This is a genomic window from Leptothoe sp. ISB3NOV94-8A (assembly GCF_043421595.1).
Taxonomy (GTDB): Bacteria; Cyanobacteriota; Cyanobacteriia; order Phormidesmidales; family Phormidesmidaceae; genus Leptothoe; species Leptothoe turfae.
This window is the reverse complement of record NZ_JAXSQW010000001.1, coordinates 546,135-569,943: the sequence shown is the minus strand read 5'-3', so window position 1 is coordinate 569,943 and position 23,809 is coordinate 546,135. Positions and strand designations below refer to the sequence as shown.

The following is a 23,809-nucleotide window of genomic DNA, read 5'->3' as shown; positions in this document are numbered from 1 at the left end:
AGCTGGTCAGATAAGTGAGTTCACGACATCATAGATTGTGTAACACTCTAAACTTTTGCTCCATCTGCCCTACTGAACTATGACAGCTCAGCTGACAAAATCTTTTCCCATTCCCATTGCCCTTGAGCAGCAGCGAGCTTTCTTTGCTTCGGGGCAGACTAAACCTTTAGAGTTTCGTCTAGCTCAGCTGGCCAAACTCAAGCAGGCTATTATTGACCGTCAATCAGACATTGTAGCTGCGGCTAAGGCTGATTTAGGACGACCTGAGTTTGAAGCTTATTTTGAAATCGCCACCCTTTCAGAAATTAACCTGGCGCTCAAAAAACTCAAACGTTGGATGAAGCCCAAGCGGGTCAAGTCAACGCTGGAGAACTTTCCGTCGTCGGCATGGGTACAGCCTGATCCGTTAGGCGTAGTCCTGATTATTGGTCCCTGGAACTATCCGTTCCAGCTGATGGTATCGCCGCTAGTGGGTGCGATCGCAGCTGGAAACTGTGCCATTCTGAAGCCATCTGAGCATGCCCCCCATACAGCCAACGTTGTTTCCGACCTGATTGCCAATACCTTTGACCCCAGCTATGTCACTGTATTTGAAGGAGATGCCAGCGTCAGTCAGCAGCTACTGGCCGAAAAGTTTGACCACATCTTCTTTACGGGTGGCACTGCCATTGGTCGCATCATCATGGCAGCTGCGGCTAAGCACCTCACGCCTGTAACCCTGGAGTTAGGTGGCAAAAGCCCCTGCATCATTGATGCCGATATCAACCTTGACCATGCCGCTAAGCGGATTGCCTGGGGCAAGTTTATCAATGCTGGCCAAACCTGTATTGCTCCTGACTACCTGCTGATTGACCGCACCGTCAAAGATGCATTTTTAGCCAAACTCACAGCAGCGATTCGTGAATTCTTTGGTGATGACCCGTCCCAGAGTGCTGACTTAAGTCGTATTATTAACCAGCGACAGTTTGACCGATTAACCGCTCTCCTCGATAGCGGTGATGTGCTTATTGGGGGGCAAACGGATGCTGGCACTCGCTACATGGCTCCCACCGTGTTGAATAACGTCACTTGGGAGTCTCCAGTGATGGAGGATGAAATTTTTGGTCCCATTCTACCGATATTAACCTACGACCAATTTGACCAGGCCCTGGCTCAAATTAATGCTCGCCCCAAGCCTTTAGCCCTTTATCTCTTCTCTCGGGATCAGGCTAAACAACAACAGGTATTAACCGGCACGTCATCCGGGGGCGTTTGTCTCAACGATACGGTGTTGCATATTGGTGTTCCCGATCTACCTTTTGGAGGTGTGGGACAAAGCGGTATGGGTAGCTATCATGGCAAAGCCACGTTTGATACCTTTTCCCACTACAAGAGTGTTCTCAAAAAGACATTTTTGTTTGATTTAGACTGGCGTTATGCGCCCTACAAGCCAGCTAAGCTAGCCCAGATTAAAAAGCTTGTTACCCGGTAATTACAGAGGAAAACCTACCTATGGCCTATGATTTTGACCTGTTTGCGATTGGTGCTGGTTCCGGTGGCATTGCGACCGCTAGACGGGCTGCCCAGTATGGGGCAAAGGTCGCAGTGGCAGAATTTGATCGCTTGGGCGGCACCTGTGTAAACCGGGGGTGTGTGCCCAAAAAGCTCATGGTGTACGCCTCTCATTTTGCCAGCCATGTGCAAGAGGCCGCAGGCTATGGTTGGACGTTTGAGCCAGGTAAATTTGACTGGTCTCGCATGCTTACAGCCGTCAACGACGAAGTCACTCGGCTAAATGCCATCTATCAACGCATGATTGACAATGCGGAGGTGACTCTCTTTAAGGGCCATGCCCGAATTATGGATCCCCATACGATTGAGGTGGCAGGACAAACAATCACAGCGGAGAAAATTTTGATTGCCGTTGGCGGCAAGCCCAGTAAACCCAACATTCCGGGGATTGAGCTGGCCATCACCTCCGATGAGATTTTCCACTTAGCGCAGCAGCCCAAACGCATGGTGATCTTTGGCGGTGGCTACATTGGCTGTGAGTTTGCCTGTGTCCTCAATGCTTTGGGAACAGAAGTCACCCAAATTATTCGACGCGATAAGATTTTGCGAGGCTTTGATGAAGATATTCGCACCGAGGTCCAAGATGCCATGCTGCGCCACGGCATCCGCATTATTAATGATGAGCTGGTTAGCCTTGAGAAAACCAATGAGGGACTTCAGGTTAATCTCAAAAATAACAACCTGGTATTGACTGATGTTGTTGGTCTTTCTGCCCTGGGGCGTATCCCTCGACTAGAGAATCTGGGTTTGGAAAATACTCGGGTAGAGGTGAAAAATGGAGCCATTGTTGTCGATGCCCATAGCCAGACAGCAGAATCCAATATCTATGCCGTAGGAGATTGCACAGACCGCATTAACCTCACGCCTGTCGCCATTAATGAGGGGCGGGTGTTTGCCGATACCCACTACGGTGGCAAACGTCGGGTAATGAGCCATGAAAATGTCCCTTCAGCCGTATTCACTACACCAGAGGTGGCCACGGTGGGTATGACTGAAACCGAGGCCATGGAGAAATATGGCGAAGTCGCCATTCGGGTGTATCGGTCCCGATTCAGACCGATGTACTATACCCTGCCTAAGCTAGAAGAAAAAACGCTTATGAAACTGATTGTGCATGTGCAGACTGATAAGGTTCTGGGGGCACATATGGTGGGTGATGCTGCCGCTGAGATTATTCAAGGGGTGGCGGTGGCGGTCAAAATGGGGGCAACGAAAGCAGATTTTGATGCCACCGTAGGGATTCACCCGAGCTCGGCAGAAGAGTTTGTCACCATGCGGTAAACAAGTGAATACGGGAAATCGTATTCCTGGTGTAGGGATGTTCCATGGAATGTCCCTACACCAGGAACAATTAACCCCCTAATTTGTTATTAGTGCCTCGATATCCTTAGCGTGTGTTGGTAGATCTTTTGTGATGACCTCACAGCCATTTTCGGTCATCAGCACATCATCTTCGATGCGGATACCTCTGACATCACTAAACTGGGCTAGGCGGTCCCAGTTGACGATGTGGGCATAGCGATCGCAATTACTTTTATCCTCCAAAATGCCCGGCACCTGATAAAAACCAGGTTCAATGGTCACGGCCATGCCCGTCTGTAAAGGCCGATCAAGACGCAGAAAGCCGAGGCCAAAACGGTCACTACGACTACGACCGCTGGCATACCCTGCCAGATCACCCAAATCTTCCATATCATGCACATCTAACCCCAACAGATGACCGACACCGTGGGGAAAGAACAACGCGTGGGCATCTTGTTCCACCAGGTCATCAGGCTGGCCGATGAGAATACCAAGGTCTACCAAACCCGCTGCCAGAGTTCGACAGGCCAAGAGATGCAACTCCCGATATTCCACGCCAGGTTTGGCCGCCTCAATGCAAGCATCATGGGCTGCCAAAACCACATCATAAAGGTCCCGTTGAGTCGATGAAAATTTGCCACCAGCAGGCCAGGTACGGGTAATGTCTGACGCCCAACCCGCCTTGGTTTCTGCCCCCACATCCGCCAACACTAAATCGTTTTCCCCTAGGGCATAGTGGTAATGGTTGTTGTGGAGAACTTCACCATGGACCGTCACAATACTGTTATAAGCACAGGCCATGCCATGGGCCATGATCACCTGTTCCATAGCTGCCCGAACATGGGCCTCAGTCAGGTTTTTTCCCAGTTTTGTTGCCGCCATGCCTGCCCTGTGGGCTGCGACTGAAACCCCTGCGGCACGACGCATCTCATCCAGGGCATAGTCATCGTGACACATGCGTAATTGCACAATAGCCTGGAGTAACGCCAGATCTTGATCCTGAGATTGTTTGGCGATAGGAATCGAGCGATTTAAAAGTTGTTCCTGGTGCACCGCTGTGGCATTATCTTGTACCTTGAGAGTTGCCACCTGATCGCCCACAAAATGTTTTAAGTCTTCTAGGGGCAGGGCTTTGCCAGCACCAATTTTATGGGCCAACTCAGTGCGACTAGGGCTAGGACCATGCCATAGTGCTTCAGCCGGTGTCGCCTCATCCATAAATAACGTTAAGTGCCCATCTGCCATATGAATGACCGCATTTTCCAAGGGCAGCCCTGCAAAATAAAGAAAGTGACTGCTAGGTCGAAACGGATGGGTGTTAGCCGGAAAGTTGCGTGGCGTTGCTTGCCCCGACCAGAGTAAGACCGGGTGATCCAGGTGCTTTGCCAATTGCTGGCGACGGTGTTCAAGGGATTTTGCAAGGCTGGAAGCAAATGGCATGTTAGAAAACAGAAACGATCAATCCGAAGGGTAGGCAACGCCCACTCTCCTATCGTAACCGGAGCCTTTGATATGGTTAGGTATGACTGATACGGAGTCTGAATCAAAATTCAAAGAATCAAAATTTAAAATTAAAGCCTATGGTGCCTGCAAACGATGCGGAAAAGTTGATCCTAGACCTGGTAACCCCTGTGGAGGCGTTAGAAACAGCGGCTTTAGGGGACTGTTTAGGACGAGTTTTAGGCCAACCCATAAGTAGTCAGCTGGATTTTCCCCATTGGGATAACTCAGCCATGGATGGCTATGCGGTGCGGTACGACGATGTAAAAACAGTACCCGCCACATTGACCGTTGTAGAGGAAATTCCGGCGGGACAGGTGCCTAAATGCGAGCTACAGACGGGGGAAGCAGCTCGCATCTTTACTGGGGGCATGGTGCCCACGGGTGCCGATACCATTGTGATTCAAGAAAATACCCAGCGTCAGGGACCGCAGGTAACTGTATTGACCGCTCCTTCAGCCCAGGCTTTTATCCGTAAGCAGGGTAGCTTTTATCAGGCAGGTGCAGAGTTATTAAAGCCTGGCATCAAAATTGGAGCTGCTGAAATAGCCGTGCTGGCGGCAGCGCAGTGTGTGTCAGTGCCTGTGTATCGACGCCCCCGTGTGGCAATTTTATCCACCGGAGATGAGTTAGTTGATGTAAACCACCCCTTAGCACCTGGGCAAATTGTGGATTCTAATCGCTATGCCTTGGCAGCTTTGATCGCTCAAGCAGGTGCGGTGCCTGTGCCGTTAGGAATTGTGCCAGACCAAAAGGCAGCCACGCGGCAGGCCATTGCTGATGCCCTCAATCAAGCGGATGTCGTGATTTCATCCGGTGGAGTGTCTGTGGGTGACTATGACTATGTGGACCAAATTTTGACTGAATTAAGGGCGACTATTCACATTCGTTCGGTGGCCGTAAAGCCTGGCAAACCCCTGACGGTGGCTACGTTTGGGAGTGGGAAGAATCAGCAACTTTATTTTGGCTTGCCGGGTAATCCGGTCTCATCGCTGGTCAGTTTTTGGCGATTTGTACAACCAGCCCTGCGTAAGCTTTCTGGTCTGGAGACTCGTTGGTCACCGACCTTTGTATCGGCAAAGACAGACGATGATCTCAAGGCCGGTGGTCAGCGGGAGACTTATTTATGGGGGCAACTTTCCCTAGGTAACGATGGCTATCGATTTACCCTGGCGAAAGGAGGACATAGTTCTGGAAACTTAATTAATCTGAGTCGCACCAATGGCTTAGGGAGGGTGCCGCTTGGGGAAACCCTGATTCAGGCAGGCAGCACAATTAAAGCCATGGTTTTAGGTGATGTGTAATCTTCTTAAGCAATTGTCTTGATAAGATGCTCAGGGGACGAACAGTGTAGACAGGGCAAGTAAGACATGGTGTCTTTGTCCTTTAAGTTGGATCACTTTAGCGAATAGCGTATACACTACTGAGTCATTGCGCTAAAGTATCGCCATATTCAGCGTATTCTTTCTCTGGCTGATCTGTTTATGAGCTCCAAACGCAATCGTCGCCGCCCGTCTAAGCCTATTTCTGTGCCCCGCAGTCGGCCTCAGCGTATGCCAGTGCCGCCTACTCGTCCGGCACCCTCTCCGTCCTATGCAGGGGGATCTCCTGTAGATGCGGCTCCTGCTGAGACTGCACCCCAGCCATCTGACTTAAAGGGAATGGTGGTTTTTAGATGGGTTGGTAGCTGGCAGTTTCTATTGTTAACGACCTTGATGATTCTGGCAGGCAGTTTGGCCTTTGCGGTAACTAGCTTGTTTCGGATGCCGAACCTGCCCAACTGCCGAGCGATTTTTTGGCCCACGGCGTCGGCAGCCATGCGCTTGCAGTGTGCTGAATCCTATGCAAATCAGGGAAGCGTGGATTTCTTGTTAGAGGCCATTGCCCTGGTTGAAAGGCTACCGGATGATCATCCGCTGCGGGCTGAGATCAATGCCAAGGTGGAAACCTGGTCCAGTGAAATTCTAGAAAGGGCTGACGATCTATTTCATCAGGGAGAGCTTGAAGCTGCGATCGCAACCGCCAATAAAATCCCGGCCAATACAGCAGCAGCAGATCAGGTTGAAACAAATGTTCGTCGCTGGCAGCGGGTCTGGGGAGAAGGCTCAGAAGTCTTTGAAAACGCCAAAGAAAAGCTAGTTGATGGCAATTTCAAAGAGGCGTTTCGCCTATCAGTTTTGTTATTAGATGTCAACAATGACTATTGGTCAGACACCAAATATACCGAGCTGACTAAGCTTATTGCCATGGCGCGGGAAGATAGTCGTAAGCTCGGCAAAATTAAACGCCTCGCCGATAAGGGAACGGTCAAAGGCTTTCAAGATGCCTTGAAACTCCTGGCTTCCATCAAGCCTGAGAGCGTGCTCCATGATGAAGCAAAGGCTGTGAAAAAGACTATCGCTAGGGACATGCTACGGTTGGCTGAGAGATTCTTAGCCCGTCAGCAGCTACCCCAGGCCGAAGAAATTTTAGGGGCAATTCCTAGAAATGAAGGATTAGATCAGGAAATTGCTGATTTTCAGGTCTTTACAGAAGCCTATCGGCGCGCTTGGAGTGGTGATGCCCTGGGGTTAGATTCTGCCATTACCCGCTTACAAAGTTTAGGCAAAGATCGGCCACTCTATGATCGAGCCCAGACGTTGATCGGTCAGTGGCGTTCCGAGATTAAGGCCCTGGCCCAATTGGATATTGCTCGTCAAATTGCGGCCCAGGGGAATATCAATGATCTGCGTTCAGCCATTGTTGAAGCCAATCAGGTGAATCGCGATAATCCTCGCTGGGATGAGGTTTCCGACCAGATTGGCCAATGGGAAGATCGGGTGGAGACAGCGGAAGATTTACCCATTTTGAATCGGGCTGACCAGCTAGCGGCTGTGGGCACCCCTCAAGCACTGCGCCAGGCAATTCAGGAAGCTCGCAGAATTGAGTCTGGTCGAGCCCTGACGGATGATGCTAAAAAGCGCATTGACGGTTGGCAAGGACGGATTGAAGCCATTGAAGATCGGCCCCTGATGGATCAAGCCCGTCGGCTGGCGGCAACGGGAAATTTATCGGGTGCGATCGCAACCGCATCTCGTATTTCTCCAGGACGTTCTCTCTACCAAGAAGTCCAAAACGATTTAGCAGTCTGGCGTGACCAGCAACAAAACCAAACCCGGATGCAGGAAGCCAACAGTATTGCCCGTTCTGGCGCTGCCAATGACCTGGCCCGTGCCATTGTTACGGCTAACCAAATTCCTGTCAGTAGCAGCCAATATACGGATGCGCTGCAACAAATCAACCGCTGGAGTTGGGATCTCTTAAATCTGGCCGACAGTGAATCTCGCAGTAATTTAGATCGTGCCATTAAGCTGGCTACGCAAATTCCCTCTCAGGCCGAAGCGTATACGACTGCTCAAGCAAGAATTCAGACTTGGCAAGCGGCGAATCAACCGCAAGAAACAGACGTCATCGAGTGGACTGAATCAGAGGCTGCACCTGTGTTTTTAGAAATGGATGAGACTGTTGACGCTCAATCTTTTAGATAATAACATCTGAGAAAAGATGAGAAGCCATTCGCGGGATAGAATCGCTAGATAACTGGCGCATTTCGACGTTTTTTGGGATCAGAAAATGGGAAAGGACCCGTAAACTCCCCCACATAAACCGTGTGGGACACCAAAATATCTTGATGCCATAGGTGTAGCTGGTAAGCAGCAGGTTCCATGACAAAGGTTCCTGCTGCGTCAGGTTGGAGATCGAGAACGACCTGGTGAACCAGACTGGACTGGGTGCTAGCGGTGGTCCCGGCCCACTGGCAATGAATACTACGGTGCAGATGACCACAGCTCACACGCACAATCTGGGGATGGTGGCGGATGAGATTTTCCAGCTCTGTACGTCCCTCCAAACCGATATTGTCCATCATGGTAATGCCCGTCGGAAACGGCGGGTGATGCATAAAGAGAATGGTGGACTTGGTGGTATCAGCGTTGAGTTGAGCCTCTAACCAGGCGAGACGGCCAGCATCCACCAGACCACTTCCCTTACCAGGAATAGTAGTATCTAGCAAAATCATCCGTACTGGATAGTCTTCTAGGGTGTAACTCAAATGCCCTAGATGATGATGGGGTAAATACGTATGATGACTAAATACTTGTTTTAAAGATTCTCGGCAGTCGTGGTTTCCTGGTAACAAATAGATGGGGGCATTGAGCTGCGAGAGAATGATTTTTAGTTGTTCGTATTCAGCTTCCGTGCCTTGATGAACTAAATCTCCTGTGGCAATGACTAAATCGGGTTGAGGGTTCAAGTCGTTGATATGGGTAATGGCATTGGCCACTAGGGCATTGGTATCCACCACACCGTAGGCGCGATCATCAGCTACTTGGACATGGAGATCACTAATTTGGGCAATGAGAGTCATATTAAGTCGTGGGTTATGCAACACATCATAGGAGATCGCCAGGCCAGTTGCGATCGCACAACCTAACAATTTCACCACTCTGATTATCAAAAATCACCGCTCCTAGCTGCAACGGTCCTGGTGCCAGATCAAAATCTACAGGTGCATCCGGCTGATTTTCCTTAGACAGGAAATATCGATTGCCCATGCCCAATACTCCACCCGTAGGTCCATTCATACCCACATCGGTCACAAAGAAAGTCTTCTGGGGTAGACGATATAGATTTAACGTCGGTTCGTGGGTGTGGGTGCCCATTATGGCCATCACCTGACCGTCTAAAACGCGGGCCAGAGACCATTTTTCAATGGGAGTATTGGCGTGGTAATCGATAATAATTAAACTGTTTTCTGAAAATGTTTGAGCCTGAAAATAGTCAAACGGTCGCTGGGTGTGATAGCGCTTCCCAGCGGCAGTATCGCCAATTAGGTTAACAACGGTGACTAGTTCCCCGCTCACCTCCAGGGTGATATGCCCACGTCCGGGTAAATCATTGGTCACGTTGCCTGGGCACACTATTTTTGGATGAGCCATCACAGCATCGGTATTAGGCGCATCCCAGGAGTGATTCCCCCCGGTCAGCACATCTACCCCTGCGTCGGTTAAGCGAGTGATCACATCTAGAGAGATACCGAACCCACCCCAGAGATCCTCCGGATGACTAACAATGGCATTTTCCATATTGGCAATAACCAAATCAATGGAGTGCTCTTGTCGCCAGCGGGGGATATCGGTGACTAATTGGTCAACTGCCTGTTCACCAACAATATCACCAAAAAATAATACACGCATTTTCAGACAATATAAGAAAAGGAGAAGCCGCATGGACGACATCTCAGGTGAGGAGACAATCTGGCTTCCCCTAAAGAGTAAGAGTATGTGAGAGTAAGAAAGAACAGATGTCTCCCTGTCTGAGAGACATCTATTTCAAAGGAACGCTTACTTCACCAGGTCCTGAGCCTGATCAGCCGCCTTGGTAATCGCCGCTTCAGGGGTTTCCTTACCAGAAACAACCGCCTGTAATGACTCCTTGATGGTGTCAATAATCTTCAGGTTATTCTCACCGGGGAAGGAGTACCAGCGGAAGATGTAAGGAATCTGATCAATAGACGCCTGGTAGTTGGGGTTAGCCTCGTAGAATGCTTCGTCAACGGCTTCTTTGTGCATGGGCATATAGCCAGTGCCGTTCACCATAATGTTGTTACCAATGGGACCAGCGGCAAACATAGCATACTCGTAAGCGGCTTTGGCTTCTGCGGGGTCATCGGTAATGATCACAGCGGCGTTACCACCGGTAGGTAGACGACGTTCGCCACCTTCATCCGTGGGGAAGAGGGCAGTCTTGAGGTTAAAATTAGACTTCTCTTGCAGGTTAGCCAGAGAGGAGGTGGAGCTAAAGTAAAACCCTACTTTGCCACTGACAAAGGACTCAATGCCCTGCTCACGACTCCAGTCCTGCATCACCCCTTCATCCACAAAGCTACGGAGCAGCTGAGCGGCTTCTATACCAGTTTCGCCACCGAAGGTGATGTTGCTTTCACTATCGTCCATCATGCTGCTGCCCTTGGAGTACACCAGGGCTTGATAGGCCCAGTTACCCGTAATCAAGTAGTCATACCACATGCCAGTGACGTCACCACCCAAAGCCTGAACTTTCTTAGCTGCTTCGATGACCTCAGGCCAGGTTTGGGGAGGATTCTCAGGATCAAGACCGGCTTGCTCCAATAGCTCTACATTGTAGTACATGATGGGAGTAGACACGGCAAAGGGAATGGCATACTGCTTGCCGTCGAATTCTCCCAAGGCCATCATATTTTCATAGAGACCACCGTCGGTCCAACGGGAATCTGCCGCCACAAACTCACTCAGGTCACTGGCATGGCCTGCATCTACAAACTGACGCACCTGGTTAATGCCCTGGAAAGAAATGGTGGGGGCCTGTCGCTGGGTAATGCCCACCAGGGTACGCTGGGCCAGTTCTTCGTAGTTCGCCAGGGGGGCCTGGAGGGCGATGTCGATATTGGGATTCTCGGCCTCAAACTTTTCGATTGTCTCCCTGTGTACATCGGTAAATAGATCACCGTAGGGATAGGCCAAAGTGATGGTAACGGGGTCTTGACTATCAGCGGCGGCTGTGTCAGGGGAGGCAGTATTCTCGGAGGTAGTAGTAGTACCGCTGCAGCCAACAGCTAACAGCATCAGTGTGGCGAGAGCACCACGGGTTAATGTTTTTGTTAACGGTAGAGTCATAATCAGGATTCCTTACAACAAGTTAGTCGGAGATTATGCAGGAACTCAAAAAACAGAGGAAACACAAAGGCAAAGACACCAGATATCAGGCATTAGAGTAGAGATACTGCTAAGACCGGGTATCAACTTAATCTGGAAAATGTTGGTTGGGTGAGGTGTTGGGTATCGGGTGTCCGAAGACCTATTGACTGGTATTTAGCAGATTTTTACTTGATGCCAGTCATGGTAATGCCCTCAATAAACCGACGACGGGCAACTAGAAACGCAATGGTGAGGGGTGCCACAATTAGGGTGGCGGCGGCCATCATTGCCCCCACGTTGTCGCCACTGTCCCCACCCTCAAAAAAGGTAATACCTAGGGGAGGGGTAGCCTTTTCCCAGTCATAAATCACCAGCAAGGGCCAGAACAAATCGTTCCAGTGGACCACGATGGAGAAAATGCCAAAGGCTGCCAGGGTGGGTAACGAGAGCGGTACAATCAGGTTCCAGAGAATGTACAATTCATTGGCCCCATCTACCCGAGCCGCGTCAATCAGATCTTGGGGAAAGGCTTTGAAGCTCTGGCGGAAGAGAAAAATGCCAAAGGCGCTGGTGGTAAAGGGCAAGATCAACGCCCAAGTGGTATTGATTAATCCTAATCTACCCATCAACAAGTATACCGGGATGGCGGTCACCTGGGGAGGAATCAGCAACACCCCCAACACAATGGCAAACAGCACCCCCTTCAAGCGAAAATCTTTACGGGCCAGAACATAAGCTGCTGGAATGGTCGTGAGATATTGAAACAGTAAAATCCCCAGGGTAACAATGGCCCCGTTGACAATAAACGAGCCCACATGGGCGTCAATAAAGGCTTCAGTGTAGTTGGCCCAATCCCACTGCTGGGGGAATAGCCTGATCTGAGCGTTATAAATTTCGTTCTCTGGCTTGACCGACAGACTCAGCATCCAGATAAAGGGGGTGAGCATGACCACCCCACCAATGGCCAAAATAAAATGCAGAAAGAGTTCGTGCTTTTTCATCAGAGGCTCCCTAACGGTAGTGGACGTATTTTTCAAATACCCGCATCTGATACATGGTCAGCAGCAGCATGATGGCGAAGAACAGTGTGGCGATCGCAGATGCCAATCCTGTCCTAAAAAACTCAAACCCTTCACTGTAGAGGGTATACAGCAGAATCTCACTGGCGTTGTTGGGGCCGCCTTGGGTCAGCACCTTCACCGTGTCAAAAATCTGAGATGACTTGATGATGGTGATGATAAAAATAAACAAACTGGTGGGACCCAGCATCGGCCAAGTAACGTGGCAAAACTTATCCCAGGGAGAGCGGGCACCGTCAATCAGTGCCGCTTCGTACAGCTCTTTGGGCACATTTAACAACCCGGCAATAAACAGCACCGTGTAGTAACCCACCAGCTGCCAGATGGAGATAAAGCCAATGGTGTAAAGCACCACGCTCTGGTCGTTGAGCCAGTTAATGGGGGTGAGGCCAAACAGTTTGAACAACTGGGCCACCATGCCAAACTGGGGATGCAAAATCCAGGACCATACCTGGGCCATGGCCACCAGCGTCGTGGTTACGGGCAAAAAGTACACCGTTTGCCAAAAGCCTTGAAAGCGATTTAACCCATTGATGGCCAGGGCCAGTCCCAGGGCCAGGAAGAATGACACTGGGACGACAAACAGGTCTAACTTGAGGGTGTTGATCAGACTTTTACGATAAACCTCATCTGTAAACAGTTCTTTGTAGTTGTCTAACCCGATGAGGTCAATGGAGGATGACCCCAACTGCCAGTCGGTAAAGCTAATACCAATGGTGGTCAAAGCAGGTACTACAAAGAACACCAGCAACAAAAAGAAGGCAGGCAGCAGATACAGGGGGTAAATTATCCAGGGGGTGCGATCGCGACTCTTCACACGAGTACCTACGCGATCTCGACCGGGAGCAACCAGGGTCATACGCTTACCTCCTCTAGCACAGTAACTGTGGCCTGAGAAAGCCGGAAGCCATCCTGGTTAAATAGCAATGCCTGGGACCAGTCGGGTTGTAGATGAACAGTATCGCCCGGGTGCAGTTGACGCCCCACCATAGCCGCCACCCGAGCCACTAATTTCATCGGCTTTGTCGTATCATCCCCACTATTTTCCACTTCACCGATGGGATGAACAATGACTAGAAACTCGTTACCCAGATTTTCCAGGATGTGAATGCGTCCAGTGAAGGCATCTCGGGCCTGAGTGGGCAACAACCTCAGGGCTTCAGGCCGTAAACAAAGTGAGAGGGCCTCGCGCACCGGCACAGCAACACCATCAATGTGTTTCGGCACCCCCTGCAAATGATTACCAAAGCCATAAAGCTCTCCAGCCGTTGGAGAGCTTACTGCCAGGGTATTAATTTTGGGACTGCCAATAAACTCAGCCACGAACAGATTGGCAGGGTTGTCGTACAGCTCACTGGGGGCAGCAATCTGCTGAATACTACCCTCATGCATCAACACCACTCGGTCCGACATAGTCATGGCTTCACTTTGGTCGTGGGTGACATAGATAAATGTGCCCCCCAGCTGCCGCCGTAGTTCAATAATCTCCGCTCGCATATCTGCCCGCAGCTTGGCATCCAGGTTAGACAGAGGCTCATCCATCAGGAACAATTGGGGAGATCGCACCATGGCCCTGGCCAGAGCAACCCGCTGCCGCTGGCCTCCAGACAGTTGCCCTGGCTTACGTTTTAATAGCTCCCCCAGGTGCATCAGGTCAGCCGTTTGGGGAACCTGTTCTTGCAGATGGGCTTCCAGGGTTTTACGAGCTTTGAATAGGTGACTAATAATGGGAATGCGTGTGAACCAGGGGGCCTGCATCCTCAGAGGAAAGGCAATGTTCTCAAATACACTCTTGTGGGGATACAGGGCATAGGATTGGAACACCATGGCAATATTGCGCTGAGCTGGGTCCAACTCATTGACGGTCTGCCCTGCAATCATCACGTCACCCTCGCTGACGGTTTCCAAACCAGCAATAATTCGCAACAACGTGGTTTTACCACAACCCGATGGTCCTACCAGAGAGACGAATTCTCCATCGTCAACGGTGAGATAAATATTGTTCAGGGCTTGACTGGCACCAAAATATTTGGAGATACCTTGTAGCACAAGATTAGTCATCGTTTTGGGGGAGTGCGATCATAGATGCTATGCCCAGAAACAGACCAAACATCTATGTTGTATAGATGTTTAGACATTAATTGTCGAGCATTCAATCCACATCAAGAGAACTTTAAGTTTGGATTAAGGTATGTATTTCAAAGAAAGCGAACGCTGCCTGGTAAAGCCTATGAATACAGACCATAGACTGTGTCAATGGCTTTGATTGAAGAACTTGAATAAGACAATTTTCTAGTGGACTGTCAAGACTAAGATTTAGGATAAGCCGTGGGGCGAGTAAAGAGTGCAGAGAGGGCACTCCTTTACCCTTTACTCTTCATCAATACATAGTCCTAATTTTTAGTTTGACACAGTATTAGCCCCAACTCTTTTGGTTACTTTAGGGTATTTCCCTTTAAGAGCTTTGGCCTGAATATCAATGACTTCCACCTGATGCCACCAGTCATCCCCAACATCAAACCAGTACCCAAAGAAATCTCCCTAACTGAAATTCATAGAAATGTTCTTCTTATCGATCAAAGGCACTAAACAGGAGCTTGTGTAGGTCCTTAAGGGTGTGGTCACCCTTAAGTTGAATGATGCGTGAGTTTCAGGATTATCTTCTATAAACTCTTCTGTTACTGGGCCTCTTCTGTTACTGAGCCATCAATGATGACGACATACAGAACAAACAATATTTCATCCGATTGTTTCGTTGCTTTTGTTTTACTAGCGATTATTATTGCTCTGTATTAAAACATTAAGGCGTTAGATACAGGAACATATACAGCAGGGGTGATTACGGAAAGTGTATGAATGTTCATAGCTTTACGAACCGAATGGTATTTGATGTCTCATAGCTAAACAGTCCATCTTCCAAGTGACGAGATTTAATCTCAGCTTTGACCAGTTGCTGATCAACAGCCTGTTTCAAATAGCGTTCAGGTAGTTCTTCCAAGGGTACCAAAGGTTTAATTTTTGTTGGTGTGCGGTACAGTTTCACCTGCTTGCCATTGCTCAACGGAATCGCCTCAGCACCGTTATCAATCAAATATTGAGTCACCTGGGCCTTCAAGGACTTCACCGTTGCATCCAAGGCATTGCGCTGAGCGGTCAACTCTTCTATCCGAGCCTGCCACTGTACTAGATCTTCTACGTCCTGAATATCCACCAGGTCCGGGTCGTCCTCTAATGAACTATTGGCTATTTCCTTAATTCGTTCCAGTGTGGCCAGACAGTCACCCAGAGCACTGTGATCACCCTCCAGGGCCTCAACTTTGGTAGCGCCCCGAAACCGTTGCCATAACCGCATGGCACATAGGATATCGCCAGTGTGGGGTGTATCCCTACCGTGGAGTATGGCAGTGGCATCCAACATGGCCATATCAAAAACAGCGTTATAGGCCACTAAGGTTTTACCATCCAGGTGCTCCACCACCTCATCATGGATTTCAGGCCATGCGATCGCACCCTTTGCTTTTAGCACGTCCTTCGTCAGTCCATGAATCGCCGCCGCTGCCGGTGCAATGGCATGCACCGGGTCCAGAAAATAGTTGCATAGAGTAGCCCCCACCGGGTCAATGATGGCAATTTCCAAAATCTCCGCCGTCTTGCCTAAACCAGAGGTTTCAGTATCGAGAATGACGTACCGATCTGGATTTGCCAAAATTGCCTGGGCTGTTTGGATAGCATTGTTTCTCGCAGCGATAGGCGTCATAGCTAGATATCCGGTTAGATGTCTGTGGGTGACTAACTATGTATAAATCCAACTGTAGAACCTATACCGACATCTACAGAGAATCTACATGTTGACTTGACACTCACTATCTACGCCCTTATGTGCCCATGCCAAGGTCACCTTCAGCTATCAGGGCGGTTAAACTGAAACGTATAATGGAGAGGGAGGGATTCGAACCCTCGGAACCTTGCGGCTCACTCGATTTCAAGTCGATATATGCGATCTTTGAAAGGGCTTCTGGGAAAAGATTTTAAGAACCGTTCAAAAAGACTGATCTAATCTTGACTTAAATGTGCCAATTCAATGTGACGCTTTGATCCGCTCTCAACGAAAGATTTAGGTTGATCCACTCTGGATCATCTAGTTGATCCACTCTCTAATAACCATATATCAATGAGTTAGATATATTTTGATCCACCTACTCTGTGTAACTTACACGAGGTTGATGGAGCAACTATGAAGGCCTTCCGAAAGGTTTCCAGGCTCCCCTGGTGTCGCTAGTGCTATTTGTAGGGACGCCAGCAACCTCCAGATAATTACATACCTAAGGATAGGTGAGGTATTTGAGATCGCAAAGCCGCATGCCTAACAGCAGCAATCCCTTAGTAGTTTTAGTCAGGATTTAAACGCGATCACAACTTAGCTCATCCAAGTGTATCTATGGTGAGAAAAGTAGGTGGGTGCATAGGAATTACAGACTGAAAGTTCTTTGCTATGAGTTGTATGCCATAGCAAAGAACCTCAACGACTTGCGCGTAGAATATGCCTTTTCGAAAGGATCTATAAAAACCTCAATTTATAAGGCCTTAAGGAAGGTTTGGATGATTTGCCATTTGGATAAACGGGGACGGAAGCGCTTTGATTGTGCCTGGGAGAAGTAGCCGTTCATGCTGTACTTTTCGGAAGGGAAGGGGATTACGGCAGACGTTGAGCCACTGCCTCTTAAGGCAGAATGGCCGGATGCGTTGTTGCTGTCTGTGCTGGAGGACCGTGGTTCAGAGGGGCTGACAGATGCATCGGTTTGGGAAAAGGACTGACTCCGTTGCAAATAATTGAGTTCAGCTTTGATTTCTTGGTTTTCTTTGATTAGGTGTTGGATGGCTTGGGCTTCACGTTCGGATTCTTTGGCTAGTGTGGTGACGATGAATGGGGTACTGACACCAGTGTAGAAGGCGGCATAGTTGCTGGTGGGTTCGAGGATATAGGCAATGAAGCCACCTAGTAGGACAAAGGGAATTGAGACAAGTAGATAGTCCCAAGACCAGCGCACAATTGGGCTAGAGCGAAGTTTGTAAAGACGGATGATTTCGGGGGCAAGGGCTCCGATACAGCCGATGAGAAATGGGTGAAAGGTAGGGTAATTCATGGGAGAAACTCTTTAGGATGAGGATAGGGATATCTGGTGATGTATCCGGTTTCACTAAGAGCTATCCTTCAGGTGATAAGCCTATGTAATTTCAGCAGCGCAGAGTGGTAACCCTTATTCTGCTTCACCGACCAGGGTAAATGCGGCCCAATGCTGAGGATTGTCGTCACCCTGTTCAATCATTTGAAGCATGGCCTGGCGAAGTGCCTGGGCTTTATCCTGGTCTTCTTCGAGAAATTGGCGATAGAACTCATCCATCAGGCCGGCAGTGTGATGGTCAGAGGCATTCCACAGCGACACCAGCATGGTGGGAACGCCTGCGGTGAGAAGAGTGCGAGAGAGACCGTCAACGCCGTCGCTGGTAACGCGGCCTTGTCCGGTCTGGCAGGCGCTGAGAACCACGAGTTCGGCATTAAGTGGGTTGGTGCGGGTAAGGTCTCGGAGTTCATCGGCGGTGAGACTGCCATCGTCTTGGTCAGAGGCGGCCAGGGCGAGTAGGCCTGGAATAAAGCTGTATTGAACACCGGGTAAATCGGTTCGTTCATTGACGGAGACTAAGTTGCCGTGGGTGGCCAGGTGAATAAAGCGAGCGGAGTGTAATTGTTCTTTAACCTGTGTTTCGGTGGCTTGATCGTGGAGGAGAACCGTGGGAGAAGTGCCCAGATACTGGCTGAGGTAGGTGCCTACGTTGCGTGCTTCTCGTTCTGCGCCTGGTAAGGTCTGCCAGCCATAGGCGGTTGTCAAGGTGTCGGGAAAGTAGGGGTTACCGACGATGAGTGCGGCTGTCGTATTCATCGATTGGATGCGGGTCCGATGCTGGCGAGCGAGTTCGAGGGATTGGATGGAGGGGGCCGTGAGAATGATGTGGTGTTGAATCAGATAGTTGCCTTCACTATCTCGCAAAGCAGCAAAGGGGACGCGAAAGAGTTCTCGGTGAGGAATGAAGATCACTCGTTGTTGGTCATCTGTTGGGAGCCACTGGGCAATGGGCTCAATCAGCACCTCATGGAGTTGTTGAAGCTGGGTGTCAAGCTGTTGACGAGAGAGTGATGAGACTGAGTCCGATGAATCGCCACGAGTCAGGGCTGCTTGGGTGTCTTGAACAAGGGTACTCAGCGGTGTTTCAGGGTGCTCTCCCCCGCGGCTACCGTTTTGACCAAGCGTGGCAAACTGGCCGGTGGTATCCATCAGGGAGTCGTCTAATGCGGCGGCATCGCTCTCGGTCGAGTAAATCGTGCCATCAGGTTGGATGACCCAGATGAGGAGGCGACCAAACGGCAAGACAGAATACTTCACTAGGGTAGCGTTTTGTTCTGCAGCAATAGCTTGGATACGCTCAAGGTTAGGTGGGGTAGATAGCTCAAACTCATCAGCTGCCGTGTTCAGCGAACGAGACATTCTAGTGACTAGCGCTTGAGCACGACCGCGTTCGGCCACTTCTAAGGCCAATTCAGGTTGGCCTTGAGCCATTAGCGTCAGTTGCCAGAGGTGATAGGTCTGCTGTTGTGAGTCAAGCAGTGAGAGACGATTGGTATCAGTCAAGTTGGCGGAGTGGAGGGACTCTTTGATTTGAGCGGACGTCTTCAAGTAGCGTTCGGCTTCAGCTAGGTCTTCCAAATCCCAAAAGGCCAGCCCCAGATTGTGGAGTGAAATACTTTCACCTCGGCGGTGACCAATCTGCCGAACGATATCGAGCTGTTGCTGATAGAAATTGATAGCACGCGTGTACTCGTCCAAGACGTGATAGGTACTTCCCAGATTGCCTAGGGAGGTTGCTTCGCCTTGTCGGTCGCCGATCTGGCGTTTGATGTCAAGCGATTGCTGGTGATAGTCGATGGCGCGACCATACTTCCCCAGGGCGCTATGTGCACTCCCCAGATTGCCTAAAGAAATTGCTTCGTCCTGTCGGTCACCGATTTGGCGGAAGATGTTGAGTGCTTGCTGGTGGAAGTCGATGGCGCGATCATACTCCCCCAGGGCGCTATGTGCACTCCCCAGATTACCCAAAGAACCTGCTTCGCCGCCGCGGTCGTTTGTTTGTCTGAAGATGTAGAGTGCTTTTTGGGAGAAGTTGATGGCTTGTGCATAGTCACCCAAGTCACTGTGCACAAGCCCCAGATTACCCAAGGCGTTGCCTTCAGAGCGGCGGTCGCCGCTCTGAAGGGCAATAGTAAGATGTTCTTGGTAGAAGTTAATGGCCTGAGCATAGTCGCCCAAGGTATGATGTGCAAGCCCCAGATTGCCTAGGGAGGTTGCTTCGCCTTGCCGGTCGCCAATCCGTCGGGTGATATCGAGCGATTGCTTCTGGAAGTCGATGGCGCGTTCATAGTCGTTCAAGTAATAATGCGCCACTCCTAAATTGCCTAGGGAGATTGCTTCACCTTGCGCACTGTCTTGTAAAAAGGTGATGCGCACATTCTCTGTACGAAATAGGGCCAAGGCTTCTTCCCACAGCATCAAAGCAACTCGAAACTCGCTGCGCTGATAATGGGCATTGCCCGCTTGGCTTCGCTCTTTGGCTTCCAACAGCGTCACCTCAGCTGCACTCAACAACGGATTAGGCTGACCTGCTGAAGTTGAGTGAATCGTTAATTGGTAAGCTCCTTGGCCCTTAGTGTCTTGTGCGCGCGTGATGACTCGGTAGCGTGCCGCGGCGGGAAGTGCAATGACCAACGCTGCATTGGAATTAACAGAACTAACATCGTTGTTTGTCGCGATACGATCGCCCTGATCGTCTTCAAGAATAAGATAAGGATCAAAAGCCTCACTCTCTAACAGAATAGTAACGGTTTGGTTCGCTTGCCCTGAAAACTCATAACTATCGTAAAATCTGCCACTTTCTAAGGTATCATCTCCATCTTGAAGGGTTCCTTCCACCTCTATTAATGGAGCAGGTGCGGTGGTTTGGGCCATAGCGCGGGGACCACCAAGGACTGATAACATTAGTGCCCATAGCAAGGTAGCAAAACGAGGGTGAAGAGGCATCTTTAGGAAACTCCGTTGGGGGGCATACAAACTCAAGAACGACCACGACTCGAAAAACTTATATGCCCATGGTCGTTCCAAACCTTTCAATCAGCTATATCCGTACCCTTGCAAGCCTATGCAACTGGCAATCTGTATTACATTGCCAGTTGCATAGACTAATCACCTGACGGCTGAGCGCAGAAATCATGGCCAGCGATCTCATCTTTAAGCGCTACCAAATCAGCCGGTAATTCATCAGCCGTATAGACTTCTCGAACCACATCAGCCCACAGGCCTTCGTCCGCAAAGAACTTCACCCGCTTGCTCAACGCATCCTCAGACGCATTAATCTCTGCCAGCGCGGTCTCTAGTTCTAACCGGTTTTCTTCATGCAACGTCCGGAAACTTGTTTCCCCGAAGATTGTCATTGGACCAGCAGGGCCATCCTGCGATAGCTGCCAATAATATGAACCACCTGGCTCTAGCGGAATCGCATCCTCTACATCGCTATAGGCTAAATGGCGTGCCTCTGAGTCAAGTTCCTGGCTCAACAAAACCTCATGGGTTCGAGAATGAAGTACCTTGATGTGAGACCATTCTTCTTGCCAAACAAATACCGGATTTAATCCCCAGATTTGTAATGAAGTAGCCTCGTCAGTCTCTTTATCAATGAGCATTCCTGGAACAACAGCACAGACATTCTTCGATTGATTAAGACGGCCTCGAGATCCACCAGGCACTTCCTGACGTCGTAACCTATCCCAAATCTCACTCCAGGTAGAGGCTAACTGAGTAGTTGCGCCCTCTAGTAGAACGCTAGGAGTACGGTGCTCGATGGCAGCATGCAATGGAAACGCAGATACCATTGCAGCAGCCAGAACAGTCACAACAACCAGAGATCTTTGTCGCTTGATTTTCACGGAATGTATGCTCCTTAAAGATTGAAAAGTAGTCAATAGAGGGCGTTTAACCATTCAATACACAGTTACCTTGAGCGTTTCTTCATCATCACCGGCTTGCTCCTGATTCTTAGAGAAACTCGCAATAAGTAAGAATTCTAATTAATACTCATCCATGTACTGCCCCCTGTAGTAACGAATGAAAAATGATCCTAGGCAACACGGCGACCATCACTCCCAGATCGGTAAGCCAAGTAGGCATATAGCCATAGCACCGTTACCGGTAAGACAATTGGCACAATCACCCCGGCCACTTGGAAGATCTGCAAGCATAGGAATCCATACCCCAGAGAGGCTAGGCTAGGGGCAAGCGCCCATTTCTTTCGCTGGCGGTTGTAGGGCACACGTAATCGCAATTCTTTTGCCGCGATCGCAACCAACAAAATCATCCACAAGTCAGGAATGGGATAGACCCGATGGTTAGCTAGCAAGTGATGCAACATGTAGGCATGGACTTCACCACCAGTGAAAAGGTCGTCATTCTTCCATATCGACCATGCCGCTGGCGGCGGAAGATTGTCATCTGATTTTTCAATTCCCGCCTCGTCATATCCACCAGGAACAATCATCACAACGGTATTCGTCAAATCCGTGAAGGTATTTCCTTCGCCTGTGCATTGGTTCAGCAGCTCACAGGCCGAAATCGTGCGATACGCCCGATCGGGTGGGAGGGAAAAGTCCAGGATGGGATGGAACCAGGCTTGCAAGAAATTTTCAGAAAAACTGGTGATACCAAACAAGTTTTCAGGAGCAAGGGACGATGGTTGGGTGGTGGCAGCGGAAAACGTATATCCCCAGGGGAATGAACTCGACGCTTGCTGTGCTAAAGGCGCTGATGTTTGCGGTGAGGGTGGTTTGGTATACAGACGAGCCAGTTCATAGGCAAACGGGCAGACATTTTTTCTGGAACCGCAGCTGGTGCCACTGGCCGGTAAATCCAGTAGGGTGGGATAAAAGTTAATGTCCCCGTGGCGGGTTTGGTCAAAGGGAATCAGCTCTTCACTGACAAATCCCTGGTCTGTATAGACTGAACGCTCGTTTTCGTCGTGGGCAAAGACCAGTTGTGTTTGATTTTGGGTGGCCTCTTCAATGGCCTGTTTCAGTTGGGAGCGTTGCTCCGGCGTTGGCTCCCCCTCACCATCATCTAGCAGATAGTCAATACCTACGATAGAAGCATTGCGCTCAGTGGCAGCTTCAAGCAGACTGGCAAGATAATCTTGGGGGATGGGACGAGGTTTCTCGATCTCAGCCTCTTTCAACGATAGCGGGTCAACTTTTACCAGCAGGATAGGAGATTCCACCTGGGCGGGAATATCGCCTGTAAGCTGGCGACTCAGGGCCTGTACCCAAAGCCGCCCATCCAATAGCAAGTCTTGGACCGGGGGCAGCAAGCTGGTGAACAGACAGGCCGCCAGCCCGATGGCTTCACCACGGCTGGGTAAACGACGCTTCAGCTTATTTCGCAAACCAAAGGGCTGAATGCGAAACAGGTCTGCATTGGGATGGCGAAAGAGAGACGGCACCCAATGGGCCGACGGATAGTCAAGCTGATTTTCCTGTTGTTGGAGGCACTCACAGGCATCCAACAACGCTTCATGCACATCTTTATACTCAGTCAGACTGGCCAAAAACTGTTGGATGAATAGATGAGCAACACGGTCATGAATCGGCTCCCTCATAATGGCCACTTGACTCAGACCCAGGTCAATCAATGATTCGGCAAGATTGAGACCTTGGCAGGAGTTAAAGACCGCAAACTGCAAGCCATTCTGTTTTACAGTTTGTAGTGAGGGAGCAATGTCTGTGACGGCGAGAGAACGGTTTTTGGCAAGGTGAATCTCGCCACCTGTGAGAGATGACTCATTACTGTGGCCTGCAAAAAAGAGAATGTCCCAGCCTGCTGGATCGGCAATTTTTTGACAGATTTTCTGAATTAAATCCGGTGAATTGCCATACTTTTGACAATCAAACAGCTCCACCTTGGCGACGGTACTGAGAGAGTTGATAGCCTGAATATCTTTTTCCAGATTCAGTTGTCCATCGTTACCGAAAATGGCTAGAATCCTGGCTTGGCGACGAATGGGATGAGTACTGCTATCTTGAATATTTTGAGGTTCTCGAGCGATTCGAACCCGTCTAGGTACCCCTAACTCTTTCCCAATTTCCCAGGTCTCCCAGGGTAGCCGAGCTAAGTCCAGGGGAAAACAGCGCAAACAGACATCAACCCGATAGGGTTTAGTATCAACAGCTTTGTGGGCTGCAGTAGCAATCGCTGTTCGAATATCGTGTAGTTCAGAAGACCTAAGCCAGCGGTGGAAGGCATCCAATAGTTGAGCTTCGGCTTCCACCAACTGTTTCCGATAATTAGCTGGGGCTGGCAGGGACGCAGATGAAACCTGACCACTGACAACCTTTTCGCCCCGCAGCTGCCGGTAATAGCCCAGATAAGCACTCTGCCAATCCTGGTACAACTCATCGAGGCCAGATGGATAGCCAAGTTCACAGGCTTGACGGACATCCTCACCGGAGAGTTCAAACGTACATCGATGGTCGATGCGTCGGACACTTAGTTGGAACACACAAGTAGACATCAT

Annotated in this window: 16 protein-coding genes and 1 tRNA gene; 4 read left to right on the top strand and 13 right to left on the bottom strand. The window is 49.8% G+C overall.

All coding sequences use genetic code 11. The features are described from left to right. Positions 1–79 precede the first annotated feature (79 nt). Positions 80–1,471: an aldehyde dehydrogenase gene (locus SPB21_RS02340; RefSeq protein WP_163669062.1), complete on the top strand. Its 1,392-nt coding sequence runs from the start codon at positions 80–82 to the stop codon at positions 1,469–1,471. Positions 1,472–1,491: 20 nt separating this feature from the next. Then, positions 1,492–2,832, top strand: a complete 1,341-nt coding sequence (gene gor, locus SPB21_RS02335; RefSeq protein ID WP_499865302.1) for a glutathione-disulfide reductase — start codon at positions 1,492–1,494, stop codon at positions 2,830–2,832. 78 nt (positions 2,833–2,910) lie between these two features. Here the strand turns inward: gor and SPB21_RS02330 are convergent, their stop codons facing one another. Beyond that, the gene (locus SPB21_RS02330) at positions 2,911–4,293 is read right to left on the bottom strand and encodes an aminopeptidase P family protein (RefSeq protein ID WP_499865300.1); all 1,383 of its coding nucleotides are present in this window, start codon (positions 4,291–4,293) and stop codon (positions 2,911–2,913) included. A 140-nt stretch (positions 4,294–4,433) separates the two neighbouring features. On the opposite strand from SPB21_RS02330, the gene SPB21_RS02325 reads away from it, so the two are divergent. Continuing rightward, positions 4,434–5,657, top strand: a complete 1,224-nt coding sequence (locus tag SPB21_RS02325) for a molybdopterin molybdotransferase MoeA (protein WP_499865298.1) — start codon at positions 4,434–4,436, stop codon at positions 5,655–5,657. Positions 5,658–5,837: 180 nt separating this feature from the next. Next, positions 5,838–7,880 (top strand): chromosome segregation ATPase, encoded by a 2,043-nt coding sequence (locus SPB21_RS02320; protein ID WP_499865296.1) that lies wholly within the window; start codon positions 5,838–5,840, stop codon positions 7,878–7,880. A 44-nt stretch (positions 7,881–7,924) separates the two neighbouring features. Here the strand turns inward: SPB21_RS02320 and SPB21_RS02315 are convergent, their stop codons facing one another. The 12 genes from SPB21_RS02315 to SPB21_RS02260 form a co-directional block, all read right to left on the bottom strand. Next, entirely contained in the window at positions 7,925–8,836 is a 912-nt protein-coding gene (locus SPB21_RS02315) for a phosphodiesterase (RefSeq protein WP_499865295.1), read from the bottom strand. After that, the gene (locus tag SPB21_RS02310) at positions 8,784–9,587 is read right to left on the bottom strand and encodes a YmdB family metallophosphoesterase (RefSeq protein ID WP_499865294.1); all 804 of its coding nucleotides are present in this window, start codon (positions 9,585–9,587) and stop codon (positions 8,784–8,786) included. The genes SPB21_RS02315 and SPB21_RS02310 overlap by 53 nt, the downstream gene beginning before the upstream one ends. A 147-nt stretch (positions 9,588–9,734) precedes the next feature. Then, the gene (locus SPB21_RS02305; RefSeq protein ID WP_499865292.1) at positions 9,735–11,045 is read right to left on the bottom strand and encodes an ABC transporter substrate-binding protein; all 1,311 of its coding nucleotides are present in this window, start codon (positions 11,043–11,045) and stop codon (positions 9,735–9,737) included. 206 nt (positions 11,046–11,251) lie between these two features. Then, complete coding sequence (locus tag SPB21_RS02300) at positions 11,252–12,067, bottom strand: carbohydrate ABC transporter permease (RefSeq protein ID WP_163670980.1); 816 nt, start codon at positions 12,065–12,067, stop codon at positions 11,252–11,254. 10 nt (positions 12,068–12,077) lie between these two features. Beyond that, positions 12,078–13,004 carry a carbohydrate ABC transporter permease gene (locus SPB21_RS02295; protein WP_499057347.1) on the bottom strand — a complete coding sequence of 309 codons (927 nt, stop codon included), beginning with the start codon at positions 13,002–13,004 and terminating at the stop codon, positions 12,078–12,080. After that, positions 13,001–14,206, bottom strand: a complete 1,206-nt coding sequence (locus tag SPB21_RS02290; protein WP_499865290.1) for an ABC transporter ATP-binding protein — start codon at positions 14,204–14,206, stop codon at positions 13,001–13,003. Before SPB21_RS02290 ends, SPB21_RS02295 begins: the two co-directional genes overlap by 4 nt. A gap of 799 nt (positions 14,207–15,005) precedes the next feature. Further along, complete coding sequence (locus SPB21_RS02285) at positions 15,006–15,902, bottom strand: 3'-5' exonuclease (protein WP_499865288.1); 897 nt, start codon at positions 15,900–15,902, stop codon at positions 15,006–15,008. A gap of 177 nt (positions 15,903–16,079) precedes the next feature. After that, positions 16,080–16,200 (bottom strand) — tRNA-Ser (locus tag SPB21_RS02280). Positions 16,201–16,719: 519 nt separating this feature from the next. Beyond that, positions 16,720–17,289: a hypothetical protein gene (locus SPB21_RS02275; RefSeq protein WP_499865287.1), complete on the bottom strand. Its 570-nt coding sequence runs from the start codon at positions 17,287–17,289 to the stop codon at positions 16,720–16,722. A 114-nt stretch (positions 17,290–17,403) separates the two neighbouring features. Next, positions 17,404–20,274, bottom strand: a complete 2,871-nt coding sequence (locus tag SPB21_RS02270; protein WP_499865286.1) for a CHAT domain-containing protein — start codon at positions 20,272–20,274, stop codon at positions 17,404–17,406. 158 nt (positions 20,275–20,432) lie between these two features. Next, complete coding sequence (locus tag SPB21_RS02265; protein WP_499865284.1) at positions 20,433–21,176, bottom strand: hypothetical protein; 744 nt, start codon at positions 21,174–21,176, stop codon at positions 20,433–20,435. Positions 21,177–21,367: 191 nt separating this feature from the next. After that, positions 21,368–23,809 carry a CHASE2 domain-containing protein gene (locus SPB21_RS02260; RefSeq protein WP_499865282.1) on the bottom strand — a complete coding sequence of 814 codons (2,442 nt, stop codon included), beginning with the start codon at positions 23,807–23,809 and terminating at the stop codon, positions 21,368–21,370.